At 38.4% G+C, this 24,542-nt stretch carries 13 protein-coding genes and 15 tRNA genes; 9 read left to right on the forward strand and 19 right to left on the reverse strand.

Annotated elements, in window-relative coordinates:
- Positions 1 to 5: 5 nt before the first annotated feature.
- From JG479_RS10455 to JG479_RS10465, 3 genes are all read right to left on the reverse strand, one after another.
- Positions 6 to 2,222: a heparinase II/III domain-containing protein gene (locus tag JG479_RS10455; RefSeq protein ID WP_200219203.1), complete on the reverse strand. Its 2,217-nt coding sequence runs from the start codon at positions 2,220 to 2,222 to the stop codon at positions 6 to 8.
- Between the two features lie 5 nt (positions 2,223 to 2,227).
- Positions 2,228 to 4,486 carry a polysaccharide lyase 6 family protein gene (locus tag JG479_RS10460; protein WP_200219206.1) on the reverse strand — a complete coding sequence of 753 codons (2,259 nt, stop codon included), beginning with the start codon at positions 4,484 to 4,486 and terminating at the stop codon, positions 2,228 to 2,230.
- A gap of 147 nt (positions 4,487 to 4,633) precedes the next feature.
- Positions 4,634 to 5,512 carry an NAD(P)-dependent oxidoreductase gene (locus JG479_RS10465; protein ID WP_002962960.1) on the reverse strand — a complete coding sequence of 293 codons (879 nt, stop codon included), beginning with the start codon at positions 5,510 to 5,512 and terminating at the stop codon, positions 4,634 to 4,636.
- Between the two features lie 625 nt (positions 5,513 to 6,137).
- Here JG479_RS10465 and gloA point away from each other — a divergent pair.
- Complete coding sequence (gene gloA / locus JG479_RS10470; RefSeq protein WP_024594782.1) at positions 6,138 to 6,539, forward strand: lactoylglutathione lyase; 402 nt, start codon at positions 6,138 to 6,140, stop codon at positions 6,537 to 6,539.
- Between the two features lie 284 nt (positions 6,540 to 6,823).
- Here the strand turns inward: gloA and JG479_RS10475 are convergent, their stop codons facing one another.
- The 10 genes from JG479_RS10475 to JG479_RS10520 form a co-directional block, all read right to left on the reverse strand.
- Positions 6,824 to 7,090: a DksA/TraR family C4-type zinc finger protein gene (locus JG479_RS10475; RefSeq protein WP_002962957.1), complete on the reverse strand. Its 267-nt coding sequence runs from the start codon at positions 7,088 to 7,090 to the stop codon at positions 6,824 to 6,826.
- A 243-nt stretch (positions 7,091 to 7,333) separates the two neighbouring features.
- Entirely contained in the window at positions 7,334 to 10,201 is a 2,868-nt protein-coding gene (locus tag JG479_RS10480; RefSeq protein WP_200219209.1) for a M16 family metallopeptidase, read from the reverse strand.
- A 282-nt stretch (positions 10,202 to 10,483) separates the two neighbouring features.
- A tRNA-Glu gene (locus JG479_RS10485) sits at positions 10,484 to 10,559 on the reverse strand.
- A gap of 182 nt (positions 10,560 to 10,741) precedes the next feature.
- Positions 10,742 to 10,817: transfer RNA gene (locus JG479_RS10490), tRNA-Glu, on the reverse strand.
- 92 nt (positions 10,818 to 10,909) lie between these two features.
- Positions 10,910 to 10,985: transfer RNA gene (locus JG479_RS10495), tRNA-Glu, on the reverse strand.
- A 92-nt stretch (positions 10,986 to 11,077) separates the two neighbouring features.
- A tRNA-Glu gene (locus tag JG479_RS10500) sits at positions 11,078 to 11,153 on the reverse strand.
- Positions 11,154 to 11,335: 182 nt separating this feature from the next.
- Positions 11,336 to 11,411 (reverse strand) — tRNA-Glu (locus tag JG479_RS10505).
- Between the two features lie 88 nt (positions 11,412 to 11,499).
- Positions 11,500 to 11,575 (reverse strand) — tRNA-Glu (locus JG479_RS10510).
- A gap of 144 nt (positions 11,576 to 11,719) precedes the next feature.
- A tRNA-Glu gene (locus JG479_RS10515) sits at positions 11,720 to 11,795 on the reverse strand.
- A gap of 37 nt (positions 11,796 to 11,832) precedes the next feature.
- A tRNA-Ala gene (locus JG479_RS10520) sits at positions 11,833 to 11,908 on the reverse strand.
- Between the two features lie 1,348 nt (positions 11,909 to 13,256).
- Here JG479_RS10520 and JG479_RS10525 point away from each other — a divergent pair.
- The 8 genes from JG479_RS10525 to JG479_RS10560 all read left to right on the forward strand — a co-directional run bounded on the left by JG479_RS10525 (position 13,257) and on the right by JG479_RS10560 (position 16,606).
- Positions 13,257 to 13,332, forward strand: a tRNA-Val gene (locus tag JG479_RS10525).
- Between the two features lie 152 nt (positions 13,333 to 13,484).
- A tRNA-Val gene (locus JG479_RS10530) sits at positions 13,485 to 13,560 on the forward strand.
- A 50-nt stretch (positions 13,561 to 13,610) separates the two neighbouring features.
- Positions 13,611 to 13,686 (forward strand) — tRNA-Val (locus JG479_RS10535).
- 153 nt (positions 13,687 to 13,839) lie between these two features.
- Positions 13,840 to 13,915: transfer RNA gene (locus JG479_RS10540), tRNA-Val, on the forward strand.
- Between the two features lie 48 nt (positions 13,916 to 13,963).
- A tRNA-Val gene (locus JG479_RS10545) sits at positions 13,964 to 14,039 on the forward strand.
- A 32-nt stretch (positions 14,040 to 14,071) separates the two neighbouring features.
- A tRNA-Val gene (locus JG479_RS10550) sits at positions 14,072 to 14,147 on the forward strand.
- 61 nt (positions 14,148 to 14,208) lie between these two features.
- Positions 14,209 to 14,284 (forward strand) — tRNA-Val (locus JG479_RS10555).
- A 675-nt stretch (positions 14,285 to 14,959) separates the two neighbouring features.
- Positions 14,960 to 16,606: a tetratricopeptide repeat-containing response regulator gene (locus JG479_RS10560; RefSeq protein WP_033020645.1), complete on the forward strand. Its 1,647-nt coding sequence runs from the start codon at positions 14,960 to 14,962 to the stop codon at positions 16,604 to 16,606.
- 4 nt (positions 16,607 to 16,610) lie between these two features.
- Here the strand turns inward: JG479_RS10560 and msrB are convergent, their stop codons facing one another.
- From msrB to JG479_RS10590, 6 genes are all read right to left on the reverse strand, one after another.
- Complete coding sequence (msrB, locus tag JG479_RS10565) at positions 16,611 to 17,051, reverse strand: peptide-methionine (R)-S-oxide reductase MsrB (RefSeq protein WP_002958586.1); 441 nt, start codon at positions 17,049 to 17,051, stop codon at positions 16,611 to 16,613.
- Positions 17,052 to 17,198: 147 nt separating this feature from the next.
- On the reverse strand, positions 17,199 to 17,639 hold the full coding sequence (locus tag JG479_RS10570; RefSeq protein ID WP_039489399.1) for a hypothetical protein: 441 nt from the start codon (positions 17,637 to 17,639) through the stop codon (positions 17,199 to 17,201).
- Positions 17,640 to 17,641: 2 nt separating this feature from the next.
- Positions 17,642 to 18,160, reverse strand: a complete 519-nt coding sequence (locus JG479_RS10575; protein WP_200219212.1) for a DUF2919 domain-containing protein — start codon at positions 18,158 to 18,160, stop codon at positions 17,642 to 17,644.
- Positions 18,161 to 18,169: 9 nt separating this feature from the next.
- A complete protein-coding gene (ligA, locus tag JG479_RS10580) occupies positions 18,170 to 20,188 on the reverse strand; it encodes an NAD-dependent DNA ligase LigA (RefSeq protein ID WP_200219215.1) in 2,019 nt (672 codons plus the stop codon).
- An 80-nt stretch (positions 20,189 to 20,268) separates the two neighbouring features.
- Positions 20,269 to 21,036: a cell division protein ZipA gene (zipA, locus tag JG479_RS10585; RefSeq protein ID WP_024596342.1), complete on the reverse strand. Its 768-nt coding sequence runs from the start codon at positions 21,034 to 21,036 to the stop codon at positions 20,269 to 20,271.
- 74 nt (positions 21,037 to 21,110) lie between these two features.
- The gene (locus JG479_RS10590) at positions 21,111 to 24,512 is read right to left on the reverse strand and encodes a chromosome segregation SMC family protein (RefSeq protein ID WP_200219224.1); all 3,402 of its coding nucleotides are present in this window, start codon (positions 24,510 to 24,512) and stop codon (positions 21,111 to 21,113) included.
- Positions 24,513 to 24,542 lie beyond the last annotated feature (30 nt).

Genomic DNA, 24,542 nt, shown 5'->3' on the forward strand with positions numbered 1-24,542 from the left:
CCTATTTACTCCTGATTATTGTTCATCATATAAACGCCTAATCGGCCATTTAAAGTGAACTCTTTATTTTGATAATTGAATGTGTTTTTAGCTGATGTTTGTGCTTTATTAATAGCCACTAAATATGAGTTGCCTTTAATATCAAGTTCAACAAGTGTTAAATCGCCCTGCTGACTATATTCAAGCTTTGTAACTCGACTAACAGCTTCTAGGGTATATTCTTTACTTGGGTTGTACTCACCATGTGGCTCTAATACAGATATAAACTTATGTTGCTTTTGACCCTCAACACGACGAATAAAACCATTTTCGTTGCGTAAATTAAAGTGAGGGTCATTTGCGCCTATTTGAGTAAACAAGAAAGACTCATCACCTTTAACCAAGCTTGTTTGCGTATAAAAACGACCATTTTCGTTTAGCCACGTTACTTTAGCTAAACCACTTTGAGGTTGCGCTTGAGCTTTAAGCCATAGATGTTGGTAGCCATTTTTAGTACCTAGCGCAGACAGCTGCGTTGCATTTGCTTTTAACTCAAAGCTGGTATCGATAAGCTGGCCTTTATAATGCAAAGGCAGGTCAAGCTGATGCGCTTTATTTGCAGCAACATCAAATATATCAAGTGCAACTGTGCTTTGTAGTTCAGGTAAGTTAATAAGTGCAAGCGTACGCTCAAGATCAACGCCTTTATAAGCTGTGCTTATTTCGCCGCTTGAAACCGTGCCGTATTTATTTGTTTCGAAAAAGTTAAGTGTAGGGTAATTACTATTTCCTACTTCAACATTTGCATTAAAATGCGTTGTTTCGTCAACCACTACCGTATTGTGCGCAACAGTGTGTTTAGCGTAAGTTTCGTTTTCAGGTAAATAACGACCGCCGTATTTAGCTTCTACATTTAAAAAACGTGCTGCACCATAATCAGATACAATTTCATTTCCGTGGTCGTAAAACTGCCATGTTAATTTATCAAAATGACCATGGCCCAAACCTTGTGCAGCAGGTTTAAACAGCAGTGCTTGATCGCCACCTACCTGCGTTCTCATTACAACTAGAGCACCTTGTTTACCGTCATTACCATCACCGAAGGCAACAGATTTAAACGAATAAGGTTTTGCCATGTTGTTATCAAGTGCTTGAGCTACTTTTAGTCCATCACCAGAGAGAATTATTTGATCTTGTTGCTTAGCAATATCTAAATAACCTGCGTCGTTAGTTAAGCCATACGCCGCCGTTACCCCATTTACTAACTCAATGGTATCGATGCCTTTACTTTTTATTGCATCGTTAATTGGGAAGAACAAACCGTTGTAGCTAAGTTGAATCGTCGTATCAATCGCTTTTAATAATATGCCATCGCGATATTCAAAGATTTTTCGTTGTGGTTCGTTGTTTTCAATCGCTTTAGCAAACGTTACAAATGGTAATAGTGCAAAGCGTTGATAGTAAGGACCTTCGTTATAGTAACCTTGTGGTGAAAACAGCATCTCTAGCTGCTTAATAAAGCCACCCTTACCCGACTTTTCTAAATCGTATAATGATTTTTCTACCCACTCAGGTTCACCTAATACATACCCTGCCATGCCAACACCCGCTGTTGCCCATGTTCCATGGTTATGTACTTTATTAAATGTAGACGGTTGGCCTACAGATGTGAACAACGAAACAGGACGGAGTAAGTCATTCTCGATTGTTTTAATATTATCGGCATTTAACGAGTCATAAATTAGATCATAAGCTTGTATTGTGTACACAAGCCACATTGCTTCATTTAGGCTTTGCCAAAAAAACTTACCTGGATTTTGCGAGTCCATTTTACGTTTTGGATGCAGACCAAGCGTTGGGTATAATTTTGCATACTCAAGTAACATATCACGTACATAGTTTGCGTATTTATCATCTTGGCTTAATTGATAAATAATGCCCGCGTTGTACATAAGTTGGTAATTCTTCTTATGGCGCTCATGTGTATAACCACCACCGCCATCTTTTGGAACTGGTACAGTGATAGGCTTTGCAATTTGTTCATCTACTTGCGCTTTTAGCGATTCAAACGCTGTAGCAAACTTTGTGCTACCGTTGCTACTTATTGCTTGGCGCATTTGCTTAACATCATCAGTAGTAATCACTAAGTTTGGGTGCGCTGCATGCGCCCCCAATGATGTAAGTAATGTAATTGCAGCTACAGCAGCTATTTTAAAACGTGTTTGGCATTTTAATAAGTACATAGTATTTACCCTGCCTTATTTAAAATGTTGTTATTTTTTAATACTGCCGTGTGTGGGCCTTTAACTCTTAACTCTTTAACACTTGGTGCTTTAGTTGCATCAAATGTATTGCCTGAGATTTCAGTTTTAGGCTCGCCTACTGTGTGCTCTACAACAATAGGAGCAGATTTAACAAATTTATTATCTTTAATATTAGTAACCTGAACACCGTGAACATAAATGCTCGCTTGCTCTTTGTTACGCTTACCAAGGCCAACGTTATTAAGCGTGTTATTTGTCATTTCAAAATGAGGACCAAATGTACTTTCATCAGTGCCACCACGGTAAAGCTTAAGTACACCGCCTTCTACATTATTAAATGTATTATTATTTACAATAACGTATTCCGCGTTATAAACACCTAAGTCTTCAATTTCAGTATTTAGACGTAAAATGTCACCTGTTACTGTATTAAAGGTATTACCTGTAACAATAATTTCGTCAGCCATTGCACCTTTACCAGTAATAAAGAAATGGAATGAATGATTAATATCTAAAGCATTTAACTCTGAGTTGGTTATTACAAAGCGGTAATTATCAACCATACCCCATTTTTGCGTACGAACAATGCTGTTACCTATTGCATCTGGCGCGTTTTCACCTGAAATTGATAAACCATCTAGTTTTAAGCTGCCGCCATCATGTATTTCAAACAAGGTAGAGCGTTGAAAAGTAAGTTTAGCCTTTGCGCTCTGCTTCGCTTTAATTGTCAACGTTTTATCAATTTTAACCAGTTTAGACACATCATACTGGCCAGGCGCTAGCTCTAGAACATCGCCCGACTCTGCATTATCAATAGCGTCTAGTAATGCACTTACATCAGCTTTAACAGAATGTGTCTTACCAGAATCAAAATCAACTAAAGCAGGTACTTTTGCATACCAACTAACACCGGTATCTTCTTTTTTAAGTACTTTTAAATCGCGCTTTGCACCTACATTTAAACTTTTAGATGTTGGGTAAAGTAGACCATTACTTGCTTTTTCAAGCGTGATTTTATCTTTTTTTACACCGTACGTTAGCTCAGAAAGCACTTTTGTATCTGCAATGTTGTTACTTAATACTAACCCACTTACATCGTCGAATGTTGTAAATGGCTGTTCACCATCTTGGTTTATGATTAAGTTGTTTTTCATTACGCTATTTTTTGGGGCTGCGCTACGCTCAGCATCGCTACCTGCAGCAAGTTGAATATGACGCACATTGATAAATGTGTTGTTTTCAATCGTCGCATTTTCTACTTGGTGATAACGATTAATAGATGAATTTGGTACGCCGTTCATCACAGTAAAACCACTGCCAAAACGATAGCCTGTTAGGCCTTGTAGGTAGTTATTTCTTACAATTTGATCTTTATTGATAACGCGGATACCACCTGTGTGATCAACACCATTACCAATGAAGATATTTTCTTCTATAAGATTGCCGTTACCATGGCGCAGCGTTAATGTACCGCGCGCTTCATAAAATACGTTATTACGAAGGATATTTTTACCTGATTTAACCGAAACAATTTCGACTTCACCATTGGTACGTTCAAAGTAATTATTTTCAACCAATGTATGCGAATCAGTTAGTGAGTAATGGCTTGTGCCAATACGCAGGGTTTCACCACCGTTAGAACCAAAAGTAGGACGGTAGCCAAAATAGTTGTTATCTATACGATGATAGTTTTCCTGGCTTGCTTTAGTGTTTAAACGAACAGCAACTGTCACACCTTTATTTCGTTTGCCAACTAAATGACTATGATCAAAGCGGTTATGTTGTCCATATAAGGCAACCCAATAATCAGACTCTCGTTTGTCTGGATTACTGTAATTATCGATTACTATTTGAGTAACTCGTGAATTGTAGGCTAATTCATTTTTATTTTTACGAAATTCTATTACAGCTGAGCTCGGTGTGTAGCCGTCTTTAAATACTAAACCAGAAGCTTCAAGGTATTTACCTGCAAGTCTTAGGTTAGATTGACCTGATAGAATTACTTTTCCGTTAGTTTCAGCGGTTAATATAATAGGAGAGTTTTTTGTACCTTGGCCTTCAAGTAGAATTTCGAAGTCAGACCAAGTACCATTTTTAAGTACTACTTTGTCGCCAGCAACTAGATTAGCTGCGATATCATTAAAAGCTTGTTTATTTTCTATAAAATAATCTTTGGCCGCTACTTGTGTGGATATGCAACCGATGAGAACTAGACTAAGCTTTATTGTATTAATCAAACGCATAGTTAACTCTTTTTCGTTGTGACTGAAAGTAGTGCTTCATCAGAATTAAAAAAAGCTGACATTGCACAAAGACTTTAGTCAATTGGTGTCATGTGTGTTAAAGCGCTTTAAGTTAAAGCTCAAAGCGCTCAATAAGGTCGAGAAGTATTACTTTTCTAACTTTTTGAAGTAATCAAAAATTTCAGGAACGTTACCTTGACCCATACCAGCGTCAAACGCTGCTTGTAGGTTAGCTGATGAACCTTCAGCGATTTTTGATTCAGTACCTAGGTCTTCTACCATTTGTAGGAAGTAGCCTAAATCTTTGTTTGCATTAGCAATCGAGAAACCAAGGTCGCTAACATTATCAACTGCATAGTTTTTACAAAATTGCATAAACGGTGAGTTAGATGGACCAGTCGACATTATGTCGAAAAGTTGTTGACGGTCAACACCAGCAAGCTCTGCCACTGCAAATGCTTGTGACATAGCACATACTGTCGTCATGCCCATGAAGTTGTTGATAAGCTTAGTTGTATGACCTGCACCTAGCTCGCCAAGATGGAAAACGTTTTCACCTTGATCTTCCAGTACTGGTTTAACTTTATTGAATGTATCAATATCGCCTGCAGCCATAATGTTTAAAAGGCCGTCTTTAGCATGTGCTGGTGTACGACCTAGTGGCGCGTCGATCATGCCTGCGCCTTTAGCTGCTAAATCAGCACCAATTTTTTTAGTAGATGATGGGATAGAAGTACCAAAATCAACTAATACTGCACCTTCTTTAATACCCGCTAGGATACCGTCTTCTGCGTAAACAATTTTTTCTACAACGGCAGACGTTGTAAGACAAAACATAACAATATCTGAACCTTCAGCTAGCTCTTTTGCAGTGCTTGCTGTTTTTGCGCCTCTAGCAACACATGCTGCAACCGCATCTTTGCTAAGGTCCATAACAATTAGCTCATAGCCTTTGTTTTGTAAATTTTCGGCCATGTTGCCGCCCATTAAGCCTAAGCCGATGAAACCGATGACTGGTTTTGACATGAATAACTCCTAAATATGTGGCGCATACTTTTATAAGAACAAGTAAAATTTACTCTATAAATACGCTGTGTCTTTTGTTTCAATTTGTAGAGTAACTTTAAGCTTGAGTTATTTATAAATTAACCTGTGCAAAACGTAACTCTGATTAATTACCAATACATTGTATTTACTCAAACCAAGCAACTTACCAATTGGTATGCAAAAACTGTATTACCATACGACTTTTTTGTCAACCAATAAGTTAACCAAGCAAACGCCACATTTTTACAAATTACACAAAAATTAATTTAATATCCTATTAAAACATATGGTTATATATAAACAGCACAATTAAGCAAAGGTTAACTTTTGTTGAACAATCAGTAACTTTTTTTATACTAATAGGTTGACCAATAATTGAGTACTGGTTATTTAAACATCCAAAATTTAATAAAATGATTCATTAATTGGTAATTTATAAAGGTCGAACTCAAACTGTTTTAAGCCCACTCTCATATTAAGCTTGTGATTTATATGTAATGCCTACATATATGGCTAATACATATAAACCCCCTAAAACGCGCTTAATAATAGCGCTTAGTTAAAAATACCCTTAACTTTGAATAAATAACTAAAGGAACTAAAAATGCGTTTATTACATACTATGCTTCGTGTAGCCGATTTGGATAAATCAATTGCTTTTTATACTGAAATATTAGGTATGAAAGAATTACGCAGAGCTGATAACAGTGAATACAGATACACTCTTGCCTTTGTTGGATATGGCGACGAAGCAGATAACACAGTATTAGAGCTAACTTATAACTGGGACGAGGATAGCTACGACCTTGGTAATGGATATGGTCATATTGCTATTGAGTTTGATGATATTTACAAAGCATGTGCAGATATTAAAGCTGCTGGCGGCAATGTAAGCCGTGAACCAGGGCCTGTAAAAGGCGGTACTACTGAAATTGCTTTTGTAAAAGACCCAGATGGCTATGCAATTGAGTTAATTCAGAAAAAAGAAGACATGAGTAAATTTTAAATTACTTAATAACTAATTTAAGTTATAACAATTTGCTTAATGCCAATCTGCTTATATATGGGGTCTATTTAACGTTAAGAAAATTACGCTAGAACTAGGCCAAATTTTTGTATCTAGTTGTTCTAAATAAAAAATTTTTAACGACGTTATAGTGCAATTTAATTCGTTAGATTGATCAAAGATTTATGCTGGTTGGTATAACTATGGAGGGGTTTAATTTTATATATTGTTCAAATGGTTATGCAGATTGGTATTAAATAAAAGGTGCTTTGCAGCACCTTTTTTTAACGCAACTGACTATCTTTACTACCACGCCTATTAAACGATTTAGCGCTGGCACCATTACCTTCTATTGCAGCTTGGCATGCAACACAGTAGCGAACTCCTGGTAGCGCGAGCCTTCGTGCTTGTGGGATTTTTTCATCGCACTCGTCACATAGCTCAGCACTTGCACCAGATATTAAATTGCTTCTTGCATACTGTACGGCATCGTTAACACTTGCATCAATTTGATCTTGAATTGCACCGTCTCGTGCCCATCCACTTGCCATAAATCCTCCTAATAAAGTTGGATGTTTAAATTTATGCTACCAAATTGAATCTTTATAAGTACTGAATAATAAAGCTAGGAATGGGGCGTTATTTGAAGGTTTAAACTTCAAAATTATATTTTATATCTAAAGAAAGACGCTGTAGTTGCTCCTTGTAATCTACTTTCAAAAAGATCAACACTCTAAAATCAGGCAAAAAAAAGCAGCTAAAAAAGCTGCTTTGTAATTCCAATTATTTAAATATTAAAGACTGTAGTCAACAACCTTCATACCTAATTTTTCGAGCTCTGGGCGAAGTGTTTTAGCATCACCCACTACTAAATAAATCATATCTTTAGTGTTTAAGTGTTTTTTAGCTAAGGCGTTAACTTCTTCTTTGCTAATATTGCTAACAATCTCATTTCTTTCTTTTACAAAGCTAGGTTTTAAATCGAACTCTAATATTTGTGCTAAAAAGCCAAGTTTTGCATTAGGCGTTTCGTATTTAAGCGCATCTTTTTGATTGATAGCTTTACGCATAAACATAAGCTCTTCATCAGTGACACCGTTTTGAGCATAGTTATTAAGCTCATTAGTAAACTCTGTAATAGACGCTGCAGTAGAGTCAGCTCTCACCGCTGCAGAAGCTGTAAAGCCACCTGATGTTTTATCACCCCAAAAACGAGAGCGAGCACCGTAAGAGTAGCCTTTATCTTCTCGTAAATTTAGATTGATACGGCTGTTAAACGTGCCACCAAATGCAAAGTTCATTAAGTTAGCTTTAAAAAACTCACCTGTAATGTCTTCAACCATATCGCGTTTACCAATACGAATTTCTGATTGAGGAGCATCTGGTTTATCTACAAGATAAATGACATTAGTTTCGACTTTAGGTTCGCTGAAATCAACGGTAACTGGGCTCGATTTACCTTGCCAGCTTGCAAGTGTAGCTTTAACCTTTGGCTCAATTTTTGACTCTTTTAAATCAGAAACAATAATGACTTGCGCGCCCTGTGGTTTAAAGTTTGCGTTATAAAAAGCTTTAACGTCATCTAATGTAATAGCCTCAATACTATTAAGCGTTCCAGTACTTGGAAGTGCAGCTATATTGTCGCCATATAGTAATTTGCTGTATGTATTAGATGCTAAATACCCTGCATCCTTCATTGAATGTTGAATATTTTGAATAATTTGCTTTTTATTACGCTCAAAGTCATCGGCATTAAATGCTGGTTTAAATAATTTCTCTTCAACAAGCTTTAGCGTTGCATCTACATTTTTGGTTAAGCTAGAAACATACACATTTGTATGTGTTTTATCTGAGTAGATACTTACCTGGCTACCCAGTTTTTCAAGCGCGTTACTCATTTGCTCTGTAGTGTAGTTTTGCGTTGACTCGCTCATTAACGATGCAGTCATTGACGATAAACCCACTTTACTAGCTTGCTCATTATACAAGCCACCCGGAACTTTAATGAAAATAGCGGTGGTTGGCGTTTCTGTACTTTGCGTACCTAATATTTTAATACCGTTTTCGGTCTTAGTTTGCCAAAGAGAAGGAACATCAACAGCTGGATTTGCGCCGGCTACAGGGTGAACACTTCGATCAAATGTATCAACGGCTCTTCGTACCACTAAATCATCAGCTGAAGTTGTAGATGGACCTCCAAAATCATGCGCTTTAGGCGTAAAGTTATCTGGGGCAGCTATAAGTTGAGTTTGACCTTCTGGCACAACACTCATAATAACGGCAGATTTACCTTTGATATATTGATTAAAAACACGCATAACATCAGCTTTTGTAACTTTGTTATAACGTGAAATCTCATCTTTAGCTGAGTTTGGGTTACCTGTAAACGTTTCAGATGCGGCTAGTTGAGAGACTTTTCCTGATACGCTTTGCAGACCAAAAATTGCACCCGACTCTATTTTAGCTTTTACTTTATCTAAATCATCTTGTGTAACGCCACGCTCTTCAAATTCAACAAATGAATCACGAATGATTTTTTCCATATCAGCTAACGTTTTCCCTGCTGTAGGATTTGGTAAAGCATAAAGACTAATTGAACACGCTAACTCTTGGCATGGATGATTTGCACTTGCTTGAACAGCAAGTTGAGTTTTAACTAGGTTTTTGTATAGTAGTGAATTATTACCTCCACCTAATATTTCAGCAAGTATATCAAGAGGTGCTTCATCTTCAGAGCGAGCGTAAGTAGTTGGGAAACTCATACTTAATAAAGGTAAGTGAACCTTATCTTCCATTGAAATATATCTATCGGCATTTAGTGTTACCGCTGTTTTTTCAACTTTAGGTATTTCAGGACCTTTTGGGATTGGTGCAAAGTATTTAGTAACTAATGGCAGTATTTCATTGGCGCTGATGTCACCACCAATGGTAAGCGTTGCATTGTTTGGTCCGTACCATTTTAAAAAGAATGCTTTTAAATCATTTACATTTACGCGATTTAAATCGTCCATAAAACCAATTACAGGCCATGAATATGTATGGCCGTCTGGATACATCGCTTGAGCAACACGTTCACCTAAACGACCATAAGGGCGATTATCAACACGTTGGCCGCGCTCATTTTTTACTGTTTCGCGTTGTACTTCAAATTTTTCTTGGGTTACAGCATCGAGTAAAAAGCCCATTCGGTCAGCTTCTAGCCACAACATCTTTTCTAATTGATTTACAGGTACTGTTTCAAAATAATTTGTTCTATCAGAGTTAGTAGTACCATTTAAGGTACCGCCTGCTTCAGATATTATTTTAAAATGTTCCTCATCAGCAACATTCTCTGATCCTTGAAACATCATATGCTCAAAAAAGTGAGCAAAGCCTGACTTACCAAACTCTTCGCGAGCAGAACCTACGTGGTATGTTACATCAACGTGTACTAAGGGATCTGAATGATCCTCATGCACAATTACAGTTAAACCGTTATCTAGTTTATATTTTTTATACGGTATGTTGATTTCACCTGCATTAGATTTCACTGATTCAATAAGTGTAACGCCAGGAATTGATGTTTCTGTAACAATATTGTTATCAACAGCTTGAGTTGAGCTATTACATGCAGCCAACCCTGATGCAAGTAAAACAGCAAGTGCAATTTGTGTGAGTTTCATTTTTTAGTCCATATTTAAATTAACTCAATGAGTTTAAAGACTAATTAAAAGTACAACAAGGAATATGGAGTGATTATGGGTTTGGTTTTGTAACAAAGTGTAAATAGATTGATATAAAAATGAAGTGTAAAATGAGGGTATTAATTTGTAGTTTTATTCTAATAACACTGCACTTTCCTATCTAAGTAATAAATGACATATCTAAGAGATTGGTACTCTTGATAACGTCGTGCAAAAAGAGTGTTATGTAACACTGCTTTATACAATACTTAAAATAGTAAGTGGCGTCCCCAAGGGGATTCGAACCCCTGTTACCGCCGTGAAAGGGCGGTGTCCTAGGCCTCTAGACGATGGGGACACATAAATGTGTCACTAGGACAACTGAATTTTTAGACTCGTTTCAGGCGAGCTTTCTTAATAACACTACACTTTCCTATTAAAAATAAGTAAGTGGCGTCCCCAAGAGATTAGTACTCTTGATAACGTCGTGCATAGAGAGTGCGGTGTCACACTGCTTTACACAATACTTAAAATAGTAAGTGGCGTCCCCAAGGGGATTCGAACCCCTGTTACCGCCGTGAAAGGGCGGTGTCCTAGGCCTCTAGACGATGGGGACACATAAATGTGTCACTAGGACAACTGAATTTTTAGACTCGTTTCAGGCGAGCTTTCTTAATAACACTACACTTCCCTATTAAAATAAGTAAGTGGCGTCCCCAAGGGGATTCGAACCCCTGTTACCGCCGTGAAAGGGCGGTGTCCTAGGCCTCTAGACGATGGGGACACATAAATGTGTCACTAGGACAACTGAATTTTTAGACTCGTTTCAGGCGAGCTTTCTTAATAACACTACACTTCCCTATTAAAATAAGTAAGTGGCGTCCCCAAGGGGATTCGAACCCCTGTTACCGCCGTGAAAGGGCGGTGTCCTAGGCCTCTAGACGATGGGGACACATAAATGTGTCACTAGGACAACTGAATTTTTAGACTCGTTTCAGGCGAGCTTTCTTAATAACACTACACTTTCCTATTAAAAATAAGTAAGTGGCGTCCCCAAGAGATTAGTACTCTTGATAACGTCGTGCATAGAGAGTGCGGTGTCACACTGCTTTACACAATACTTAAAATAGTAAGTGGCGTCCCCAAGGGGATTCGAACCCCTGTTACCGCCGTGAAAGGGCGGTGTCCTAGGCCTCTAGACGATGGGGACACATAAATGTGTCACTAGGACAACTGAATTTTTAGACTCGTTTCAGACGAGCTTTCTTAATAACACTACACCTACTATAAATAGTAAGTGGCGTCCCCAAGGGGATTCGAACCCCTGTTACCGCCGTGAAAGGGCGGTGTCCTAGGCCTCTAGACGATGGGGACACATAAATGTGTCACTAGGACATTTGATAAGTTTAACTCACATCATGAGCGTTAAGGTAATTGCGTATAATACAAATAAAGACTCGAGCTTTAATTGTGACGCTATTTTCTCGGTAAAACCGCCTTTAACTAATAAAAGTTAAGTGGCGTCCCCAAGGGGATTCGAACCCCTGTTACCGCCGTGAAAGGGCGGTGTCCTAGGCCTCTAGACGATGGGGACACAGAAAACTGCTACCCTAGGACAAAACACTAATTTTTGGTGGAGCCATGCGGGATCGAACCGCAGACCTCTTCACTGCCAGCGAAGCGCTCTCCCAGCTGAGCTATGGCCCCAACTTAATCAATACCCGTCGTGATAAACACATCGTGTATCGCTTAGTGCGGGGCGCATTCTATGCACCACCCAAAATAAAGTCAACAGTTTTTTACCTAGCTTTATTTAAATGGTTTAATTTTCAACAAACTGGCTATCAAGCGTGCTAAAAAATACAATTTGAATAAGATTCTAGCCCTACTGCTTATAATAACATCACTATATTGCAGCGAATACTCAATAGCCACCACTCCCCCATTTAATGAAACAAAATTGCATCAAAGCAAAGGTATACATTTATATGCAAATTAAACTTATCTAAAAACTACCAATTAAGGCCTCGCCAATCGCCTTAATCTTTTAAAAGTTACAATTGCTTATAATAACCAAAGTTTAAATGTGGGTTTGAGAGTACCCGCAGCCTTTACTTGCTTAATAACCAGCGTAACTCGTACTAAAAAATTCGATTATTGTTTGAAGAGCATTTTTAAAAGAGCATTGTAGCTTCGTAATTCTATCTACAAAACTTCAGGGCGCGTTGATCTTTGGTGGGTGAATTTGCAGCAGTATGTTTGGTTTCAGGCAAGGCAGAGCCTATGTAGTGTGGTTATTCCCCATGAATAGGCGATAACGCCGCATAAATACCAAATATGCGCTGCCCTTTAAGTTCTTTCTAGGAACGATCAACTCTTTGTTGCCTATATGGATGCAGGTAAGGGGCGCGAGCAGGACGCGGAAGCTTTGCTCGGTTTTTACTTATTCTTACATGGATGTAAGCCATTAGAGTAACGCAGGAGCAGTTACCGAGCCCACTAGGTTACAAACCTCGCGCCGCGATTTAATCGTCCCTAGATTGAACAAATTTGAATCCACAAAGGTCAACACGCCCTAGTTATATGTGATCTATTTAGTCTTAACCCGAAGCTAGTAGAGAGGAATACGTATTTACGAGATGGCTAGGTTGGCTTATAAAAATAAAGTAAGTACAAAAATAGAGTTTAGAATGCTGAAATAGCATTTGTTTTGGGAAGTTTAGATTAAATTCATTTTTAAAGGACCGCTCTATTCACTAAATAACTCGCCCTAATATTAATCCATCTTGCTCATAATCATAAAAAAGACTCCAGTAAAAAACAATGAGTATCGTAAAACTAAATTTAAGGTTAATAAAATACAATTCCCTACTCACTTTTAGGTGCTTAATTGAACTGCAATATCAAATTTGATGATAAAATAGACTTCAACCATATCCTATTGTTTATAAAACCTTCATTCAGCACATTTTTATCATTCAAGTGTTGACACATTTCCAACTCTATCTATAATAGCGCCCCACAACAACGCAGCAATGCAATGTTGTTTAGATGTGGGTGATTAGCTCAGTTGGGAGAGCATCGCCCTTACAAGGCGAGGGTCACTGGTTCAAGTCCAGTATCACCCACCACTTTTTAGTTAAAGTGTTCACATCTAAATTCTATATGGGTCATAAGCTCAGTTAGAAAATAGAGAGCATTACCGCTACTTACAAGTAACGGCAAAGTTCACTGGTTAAAGTCCAGTACTATTTATTTAATAGTAGCGTTTTAATTTATATGTGGGTGATTAGCTCAGTTGGGAGAGCATCGCCCTTACAAGGCGAGGGTCACTGGTTCAAGTCCAGTATCACCCACCACATATAAAACCTATTACTATATTAATAGTCGTGTTTTAAAATTGTAATATGGGTCGTTAGCTCAGTTGGGAGAGCATCGCCCTTACAAGGCGAGGGTCACTGGTTCAAGTCCAGTACGACCCACCATTTTTTAAATGGTGCATATTACAAAAAAATCTAAATGGGTCATAAGCTCAGTTAGAAAAAAGAGAGCATCACCGCTATTTACAAGTAACGGCGAGGTTCACTGGTTAAAGTCCAGTACTATTTATTTTAATAGTAGCATTTTAATTTATATGTGGGTGATTAGCTCAGTTGGGAGAGCATCGCCCTTACAAGGCGAGGGTCACTGGTTCAAGTCCAGTATCACCCACCACATATAAACCTATTATTATATCAATAGTCGCGTTTTAAAATTTAATATGGGTCGTTAGCTCAGTTGGGAGAGCATCGCCCTTACAAGGCGAGGGTCACTGGTTCAAGTCCAGTACGACCCACCATTCCTAGAATGGTGCATATTAAAATGTAATTTGGGTGATTAGCTCAGTTGGGAGAGCATCGCCCTTACAAGGCGAGGGTCACTGGTTCAAGTCCAGTATCACCCACCAAATTACATCAAGCGGTTAATTGATAATAAAGAATTAAATAACAGGCATACCTATTATATGTGGGTGATTAGCTCAGTTGGGAGAGCATCGCCCTTACAAGGCGAGGGTCACTGGTTCAAGTCCAGTATCACCCACCACATATAAATACCATTAAACAACTTCTCTAGTAATAACTCTTCCTTCTCATATTAAACACATTTACGAACTTTATAAAAACTCAATATATAAATCGCATGTAATTAACTTAGCCGTAAGAAAAAGAGCATCACCACCCTTTACAAATAATGGCGAGGGTCACTGGTTCAAGTCCAGTATCACCCACCACATATAAATACCATTAAACAACTTCTCTAGTAATAACTCTTCCATCTCATATTAAATACATTTACGAACTTTATAAAAACTCAATATATAAATCGCATGTAATAAAGAGGATCCCCACTCTTTACAAATAATGGCGAGGGTCACTGGTATCAAGCCAAGTAATCACCCACCACATATAAATACCATCAGACAACTTCTCTAGTAATAACTTTTCCCATATTAAATACGTTTAACTCCTATTTTTACCTTAAATACATTTCATATTTTTATTAAAATCTAAATTTCCATATCAAAGCACTCATCAAATATAGCGTTTCCATTTTACTTATTTGGTTTTTAATTATGTTATTCGGCTCAGTACTTTCGTAGTTAGATAAACGTATTAGGCAAAGTTAAGTACCTAATAAATACAGCTATCATTTAAATTCCCTTGTAAGGAGTTAAACTGTTGATTATAGTCTGTGTTAAATACAATTACGCTTAAGCCAATGCCAACTAAGATCTATTCAAAAGCCAAAATACTTATAGTAGAGGAGCAGCCACTTGCTCAAAGCTATATGAAACAATCGTTAGAAAGGCTTGGCTTTCGGCAGTTGCGCTTTGCTGATCATGCAAACTCTGCAAAAGAGCAGTGTTTAAGTGAAGAATTTGATTTAATCGTTTGCTCATTCAACTTAAACAAACACCAAGATGGCTACCAGCTTTATGAAGAGCTACGTGTAAAGCAGCTCATAAAAAGTTCGACTGGCTTTATTTTTATCTCAGCAGAAACAAGTGGCTCACTCGTTCATAGTGTTCTTGAGCTGCAGCCAGATGACTTTTTAGTTAAGCCTTTTACAGTACAAGAGCTTAAAACACGCATTGAACGAATCTTAAAGCGTAAACACGACTTACAAACAGTGTATTCATTAATTGATGATGGTAACGATTCAAAAGCTATTAAATTTATTGATACCGCTCTGGATAAAAAAAATAATAATTACAGCCCTATCCTACTTCGCTTAAAAGGCGATGCCCTACTTCGCTTAAAGCGCGCTCAAGATGCAAAAGACTTTTTTAAGTCTGTTCTCGATATTCAAAAATTTGCTTGGGCAAAAGTAGGTTTAGTAGAGGCACTTATAGCGAATAACGAACATATTTTGGCGCAGCGAATGCTCAAGACAATGTTAGAGCGCCAAGAAACTCGTTTAGTAGCCCTTGATTTGTTGGGCAGATTAGAAATAAAGCTAAATCAGTTTGAACTAGCACAAAGCTTTTTAAGTCAAGCAGCAGACATTGCACCGCGAAACATCACACGCCAAAAATCGTTAAGTAATGTGTCGCTAATTAATCACGACTACGAAAAAAGCTATTTAACTCAAAAAGATATAGCCACCTTTGCAAAGCACTCAATACACGACCACCCCGATGTATATTTGAATGCAGCACGTGCCGGTATCGACTTTGCGTTAACGACTGATCAAACTGATCAAATTCAACGAATTTCTAGACAAACAAATCAGTACATTAATGATTTAAAAAAACAGTTTCCTAATAATGCAAATCAAGCTCAAATTGATGTACTAAATGCACGACTTCATTACTTAAAAGACGAGCATCAAAAAGCGAAAAAGCTAATTGAGCAGCTTGATGACGACGATACTCATATCCGATCGGTTGATGGAGCACTTGATAAAGCAAAAGCATTTCATGAACTGGGGTTTCATCAGAAGGCGCAAACCTTATTCACCCAAATAATTAGCCACTGTGAAAGACACCCTGCAGTTAGCGACACAACTTACTTGCGTTATATTCAGCAGCAGCAAAGTGAGCGACGCGATATTAAAATGGGTCCAAAAGAGCTTAATAACCATGCCGTTAATCAATTTAATAAAGGGCAGTTAAATACTGCGCTGGAGGCTTTTACGCAAGCGTTTAGAGTCATGCCTCGCAATCAGAGTATTGCACTTAATTTATTACAGTGCCTATTTGATTCAACCAAGCAATCTGGCAGCTCATTTAATATGGATCTTGCTAGAAGATGCTACGCCCTTCTTGATAAAACTAAATTACAAGCAGATCAGACGCAGCGTTTAGATAAGATTTTACATATAGCAAAAGAAATGAATTTAGATATTCAAAGCGCTAGTAAATAAAATATTAGAGCTTTTTCATTGCTGCGGCATTAACGCAATAACGTAAACCTGTTGGTAATGGGCCATCTGGAAAAATATGGCCTAAGTGCGAATCGCACACATTACAAACCACCTCTATGCGCTCCATACCATGACTTGTATCGTTTACATAACCAATCGCTTCAATTGTTGCAGGTTGCGTAAATGACGGCCAACCAGTGCCACTATCAAACTTTTCATCGGCATCAAACAATAGGTTATCACAGCAAATACACACATACTTGCCAGGTTCGAGTAATGTACAACTACCCGAGCTATCTGGGCGCTCTGTTCCTTTCTTACGTGTTACGTAATATTCATCTTCTGATAGTTGCATCCGCCATTGCTCGTCAGTTTTGACTACTTTTTTACTTGGGGTAGGATTGCCGTTGGTGGCAAAGTTAATAACATCATTCCACTTCAACATAATAGCCTCATTGAATAGTTGATTAACCGTACTTAATAAATTTATAAAAAGTACGGCTAATTATTACGTTATTTAATACACTAAAGATCAGCTAAAGAGTGTTGAGCGTTTAAAATTAAAACTCGTTCAATCTTAAAGGTAATCTCCTCAGCTAAAGGTAATATTTTGTTTTTCTGAGTCGGTAAGTATTCGTTTAATAAAACTATCTAGCTCTGCTTTTTTTACAGGTAAACTAACACTCATTTGGCGCTCGTTATTACTGTAAATTATTAGCTCATCATCCTTTGTTGTTATGCGTTCAATACTCTCAATAACTAACCAATCTGGACCATGCTTTTTATCAAAAAACCCCATCAAACTAAAAAGTAGTAAATGTTGGGCATCTCGCTGAATAAAATCCTCTAGCCTGTTTCTTGATTTAAATAAGGGCGTTAGCCTATAAACGCTTGAGCAAAAAACAAATACCCACAACCCAAATAGCGCTTTAAACCACATAGACTCTAAAAGCTCAGTGCTAATCATTAAAATAATAAGCACTAAGCCTATTAGCGATATAGCTATCGCTATTTTTTTATTTACAGCGTCCACAACTAATCCCTTTTAAGTCGCTTTTTTTCTTCTGATGCTTTTTTTGTCGGCTCAGGCCAATCATTAAAAAAAACGGTTAAATAACGGCTTTTCACCAAATACCACAATACCCATAAAACAATCATCATTTGTACTGCTAAAAATGATGAAAATCGATAATGGCTATGCGCGGCTTGAATACTTAACCATGTTAAATCAACAACAGCACATACAATAAGGGGCCAGCGCATATGCCGCCATATTTTTGCTAACTTATCGCTCGCACTGTGTGAATCTCGTGGTCTGCGTAAACAAAATAAAATAGTTGGTATTATTGCGATACTTCCAATTGCTATTGCAATAAAAAAATCATTTTTATTTTTAAAAAATAACGACATTAAATCAAGTTCAGGCCTGCGACTTAAAGCCGCAATCACCCAAATAAAATAGCCACGTAATAGCACAAGCAAACTTAAATTAAATGCAATAGGAGTTCGGTAACTTCCGTACTTATCCCAGTATTCTGGACCGTATCGGCTCATTGTTGCGTCCTAACCATTATGCTTTTTAAGCAGCTCAATTAATTCATCTTCCGTGAGTATGTCGATACCTAAATCTTGGGCTTTAGTCAGTTTTGAACCTGCTTTTTCACCCGCGACTAACGCATCAGTTTTCGCTGATACGCTACCAGATACTTTAGCACCTAGTTGCTGTAAGCGTGCTTTTGCGTCATTACGATTAAGCGTATTTAGCGTACCAGTAAGTACATAAGTAAGCCCAGCAAGCGGTTGTTCTTCTTCAGAAGGTGCACTCAACGCTGGCCAGTTTACGCCTTGCTCTATAAGCGCATTAACAACTTCTAAATTATGCTCTTCATCAAAAAAGCCACGAACATGCGTTGCAACTATTTCGCCTACATCACTTACCTGCGTTAAACTATCAATGCTGGCATTTATTATATTTTCAAGGGTAAGGAAGTGATTAGCTAAATTTTGTGCTGTTGCCTCACCTGCTTCGCGAATACCTAATGAATATAAAAACTTAGCAAGCGTAGTGCCTTTCGCCTCTTCAAGGGCTGTTACTAAATTTTTGGCTGACTTAGGTCCCATGCGTTCAAGTGACTCAAAATGTCCTTGTTTTAAAATAAACAAATCAGCGGGTGTTTTTATAAGCTCTCTGTCTACCAGCTGATCAACAATTTTATCGCCAAGGCCGTCTATATCCAGCGCTTTGCGTGACGCAAAGTGTTTAATTGCTTGTTTGCGTTGTGCAGGACATACAAGTCCACCCGTACAACGAGCGACAGCTTCGCCTTCAACCTTTTCAACATGAGAGTCACAAATAGGACAAGTTACTGGAAATTCGATATCTCTGGCATCATCAGGGCGGCGCTCAAGTACAACTTGCGTTATTTGGGGGATTACATCTCCAGCACGGCGAATAATAACTGTATCACCTACTTTTACACCCAAGCGTGCAATTTCATCACCATTATGGAGTGTTGCATTTGATACTGTAACACCACCAACAAAAACAGGCTCTAGGCGTGCAACTGGGGTAATAGCGCCAGTACGGCCCACCTGAAACTCGACATCTAGCAGTTGGGTTATTTCTTCTTGCGCCGGAAATTTATACGCAATAGCCCAGCGGGGAGCTCGTGCCACAAAGCCTAAACGCTCTTGTAAGGCCTTTTGGTTTATTTTTATTACTACGCCATCAATTTCATATTTAAGCTCACCACGGCGCATTAAAATATCGCTGTAGTACTCAAGCGCGGCTTTAGGACCTTCAACTAATTTTGTTTCTGGACACAGTGGCAACCCCCAGTCAGTTAACTTTTCTAATTGCTGATAGTGATCCTCAGGAATACTGCCATCAGCTACAAGCCCGGTACTATAGGCATAAAACATGAGTGGGCGTTTAGCTGTAATTTTAGAGTCGAGTTGACGCAAGCTCCCCGCGGCTGCATTACGCGGGTTAACAAATACTTTTTCACCGCGTTTTTGCGCTTCAGTATTTAATTTATCAAAGCCAGCGCTGTCCATAAATACTTCGCCGCGCACTTCAAGCTCTTTTGGGTAATCACCACGTAACTTAAGCGGTACATTACGAATAGTTTTAACATTTTGTGTAATGTTTTCACCGGTAAAACCATCACCTCGCGTAGCCGCTTGTACAAGCACACCATCACGATAAATAATTGATACGGCTAATCCATCAAGTTTTGGCTCACAACAAAAAGTAAGCTCATCAGTACTCATTAAGCGCTCTTTTATACGGCGATTAAACGCAGTGAATTCTTCTTCACTAAACGCGTTATCAAGCGATAACATGGGTACTTGGTGCGCTACTTGCTCAAATTTACTCAGTGCGGCACCGCCTACTTTTTGTGTCGGAGAGTCGGCGGTTAAAAATTCAGGGTGCTGCATCTCTAGTGCGCTTAATTCGCGTAATAACCTATCGTATTCAGAATCAGGAATACTGGGGGTGTCGAGCACATAATAGTTATAGTTGTGTTGCTCTAATGTAGTACGAAGATGATTAATTTGCTCACTAATGCTGCTAGACATTTAAACCTCAATAAACATAAAAAAAGCCACTTTGACGATTCACCGTCCAGTGGCTTATAAAAATATAATGTATGCGTTATTTACGCTGAAAAAGAACGAACCTGTTCAACATATTGCCTGATGCGCTCTACTGTCATTTCATTTCGCTCAGCATCTAAAATTTGTGCACCAAATTCATCCGCTAACTTTTTAGCTGCGCTGTGCAACATATTAAATGCCGCTAGACCATCGCCGTCGCACGGTAACGTCATAAATAAACTTACCCCAGCGGTACTAAATTGTTCCATATTATCAATATCAAACGTACCTGGGTTGTACATATTTACTAATCTAAATAAAACAGGGCCTTGGCCAGCCGGATCTAAGTGGCGATTAAAAAAGCCTTCCTCAGAATATTTAAAACCTAAAGTATTAACTGCTGGTAATAGTTTACTGCCCTGCATACTAAGCTCTTCTGGCATTTGAATATGCACAATAACAAAGTCAGACATTTGAGCAGGCGCTTCTTCAGCACTTTGATCTTTTGTTTCAAGATCATCAACTATTTCTAAGTCATCTTCAATCGGTGTTTCTGGCACGCTTGTATCAATTTGCGGCTCATTTGCATCAAAGTTAAGCTCGCCAAATTGTGGCTCATCACGTTCGTCTTGCATTGGCTCTTTTGGCTCAGCCTCAGTACGAAACGGTTTAGATGAAGCTGGTGCGCTTTGTTGTAATGGCTCAACCCGTTCATTATCCGATACTTCTGGGCGGTCTTTTTTTCTAACTGACCACAATCCATGTATTAATAAACCACCAATGACAATTACACTGATAACGATTAAAACCCATCTTAATTGTTCGGCCATCCCCTCACCTTTTATTATTTGATATGCCTAAAACCTGTATATTAATGAAAAACTAATACACTTGTTATAAAAATTTATGCGTGTGCAAGTTGCACAGCTTGCTCTATATCTACAGCAACCATACGCGATACGCCAGGTTCTGCCATAGTAACACCTGTTAATCTACCAGCCATTTCCATCGCAATTTTATTATGACTAATATAAATAAACTGCACTGATTGTGACATTTCTTCAACCAAACGGCAAAAACGCACAACGTTGGCATCATCTAGTGGTGCATCTACTTCGTCCAGCATACAGAAAGGAGCTGGATTGAGCCTGAATATAGAAAACACTAATGATAATGCGGTCAGCGCTTTTTCTCCACCACTTAACAAATGAATTGTTGAATTTTTCTTACCCGGTGGTCGTGCCATTATACTAACACCACTTTCGAGTAAATCGTCACTGGTTAATTCTAAATACGCGCTCCCACCACCAAAAACTTTAGGAAATAGCTCAGCAAAGTCTTCGTTAACTTGATCGAACGTCGCTTTAAAGCGTGTTTTGGTCTCACTATCAATTTTACGAATTGCACCTTCAAGGGTACTTAACGCTTTTGTTAAATCATCTAATTGATTATCAAGATAATCACTACGTGCCTTGGCTAAATCAAACTCTTCTATTGCCGCTAAGTTTACTGCACCTAATTTATCTAACTGATTAGTAAATCCGGTTAACTGATTTTGCGCTGCACTCAAATTTAATGAATCTGGTAATTCATCAAGTATTGCTTTTAAGCTTTGTTTCAACTCTTCTAATGGCTCAAGCGCAACTTGCGCTTTTATTACTAAGCTTTGCTCTTCAATTGTTAGCTTTTGGTGCTGCTCTTGCAAGCCCACCAGCTCACCTTGTGAATTTTTAAGGCTTATTTGCTTAGTGTTTAAGCTCTCTTTCGCCTGAGCTAATTCTTTTTGTAGCAATACTAATGCCTGCTCACCTTTTTGATGCTGTGCTAAGAGCTGCGTAATTTCATCGCTAAGTTCTTGCTCTGGTATCAGCAGCTCTTCTATTTCACTAAGTAGTTCTTGCGCACCTTCTGATGCACTAACGTGCTCTTGCTCTGCATGGCTCAATTTGGTTTGGCTTAACTGCCATTCACTGCGTGCCTTTTGCTCTGAGAGCGTTGCCTTATGTGCTTGTGTTTTATATTGCTCAAGCATGCTTAATGCTTCGCTATAACTTTTATCACTTTGTGAGCGCAAGCTATTTGCAGCGTCTACTTCATCCGCTAAGTTAAGTTGCTGCTCATTCATCACTTCAAATTGCGCTACTTGCTCATCAAGCACGGTATTTAATTGTAAAAGCTGATTTGTTAATTGCTGTTTTTGTTGTTGTAGCTTTTCTAGTTGTAACTTAAAGTGCGCTACTTGCTGTTTGAGCATATCGTTGCGCGTACTGGCTACTGCTATATTTTGCGCAAGCTCATGTATGGCTTCTTTTAGCTCGCTTTGTTCGTTAATTAATTTTATTTGCTCAGCTGTATGTTCGTCACGAGTGTGTGTTACTTGTTGTAACTCGTCCTCGGCATTAGTTAACTGCTGAGCTTTATCCTGCAATTGCTTATGCTTTAACAGTAATGAGTTTTCTGCATTACATTCGGCACTTACATGCCAGTTACGACCATATAAAGCACCGTTTTTATCCATAACAGCTGTATAAAAACTATCTTTTAGTATTTCTAAATCACCGCTTTCACTATAAGCAATACGTGCTAAATGCTCTGGATAAACACCGCTTGTTATATATGTAGCTAAGCTATTTGTTGGCATGCTTTTATCACTATTTGGCCACACACTGTTATCAGCTTGCTGCTCACTTACATTTAAGTGCTCTAAAGATTTAAGTGCTTGCTCTATTAGAAGCTCAAAGCCTTCTTTAACACTTAGCTGATTAAACAAACCATTAGTACGTTCACTTTTTTCATCAAGCCCTAATGTACTTTTAAGCCCCGTTATACTGGCTTTTAACTCGTTTATTGTTTGAGTGAGCGTCGAATATTGTGTTTGTGAGTTATTAACAAGCTCATTTTGCATTTCAAGCTTAGCAGTGCACTTCGTATGTGCTGTTTGTTTAGCGGCAAGTTCTTGAGTTAATGTTTGTGTTTGCTGTGTTTGCTGTATTAACTGTTGCTCTACATCACTACTTTGTAGCTCGCTAAGCTGAACAGTTAACTGATCAATTTGCTCGTTAACGTGGCTTATTTGCTGCTGAGTTTGTTTAATGTGACTACTATGTAGTTGCACGTTATTATTAAGCTGTTGCTGTTGCTCACACAAAGCTTGCCAATGAGTATGGTGGCGCTGCTTAAGTGCTAATAATTCCTCAAGTTCATGCGTTAACCCACTAACTTGCTCTTCACATATTAAGGCATTTTCACTTGCCTCTTGCAGGGCTTCGTTGAGTTGTTCGCACACAATTTGCTGCTGCGATTTTACCTCAGCACTTTGAATTTGGCGTTGCTGTAATTTAATTAAACTTTGTTTAAGCGTTTGGGTTTGCTGCTTTACATTGATTTGTTGTTGCTCAGCCCGGGTAAGCTCTGTGTGTATTACATGTTGCTGATGCTGTGCATCGCTTAGTTTATCTTGCTGAGCTTGTACTTGCCCTTCTAAGCTTGCAAGTACATCGTCATGCCCTGAGTTAGCGGTTTTAAAAAACAAAATTTGATCATTAAGCTTTTTAATTTGGGCACTTTTTTCAAGTTGCTGCTGATGTAACTTTTGCCATTTTAAAACGGCAATTTGGCCTTTTAGCGTACGTTCTTGTGCTTTTAATTCGCGGTATTTTTTTGCATCAACCGACTGCACAGCCAATTTATCTAGCTGGCTTTGTAGTTCTTTACGCACATCTAACAAACGTTCAAGATTTTCGCGAGTGCTCTTTATACGAGTTTGTGTTTCGCGGCGGCGCTCTTTGTATTTAGAAACGCCAGCGGCTTCTTCTAAAAATACGCGCAGCTCTTGTGGTTTACTTTCTATTAAGCGCGAGATCATCCCTTGCTCAATAATTGCGTAACTACGTGGACCAAGACCGGTGCCTAAAAATATATCGGTAATATCGCGCTTACGGCATTTACTGCCATTTAAAAAATACAGTGACTGTCCGTCGCGCGTTACTAAACGCTTAATAGCAATTTGGTTTCGATCGGCAAATGTGTTTGAAGGACTTCCTTTATCGTTATCAAAAACAAGCTCTACAGAGGCTTGTGATATGGCTTTTCGATTAGTTGAGCCATTAAAAATAACGTCGGTCATGGCGTCGCCACGCAGGTTTTTAGCAGAGCTTTCACCTAGCACCCATCGTACTGCATCAATAACGTTAGATTTGCCACAGCCATTGGGGCCAACAACACACGTCATTTGATCAGGAAATGGAATTTTAGTGGGCTCTACAAACGATTTAAAGCCCGCTAATTTAATAGTGCTTAAGCGCATCTTATTGTTATTACCGATTATTATTGTTAT

The sequence above is a fragment of the Pseudoalteromonas sp. LC2018020214 genome, assembly GCF_016598755.1.
In the GTDB taxonomy this organism is placed as follows: domain Bacteria; phylum Pseudomonadota; class Gammaproteobacteria; order Enterobacterales; family Alteromonadaceae; genus Pseudoalteromonas; species Pseudoalteromonas distincta.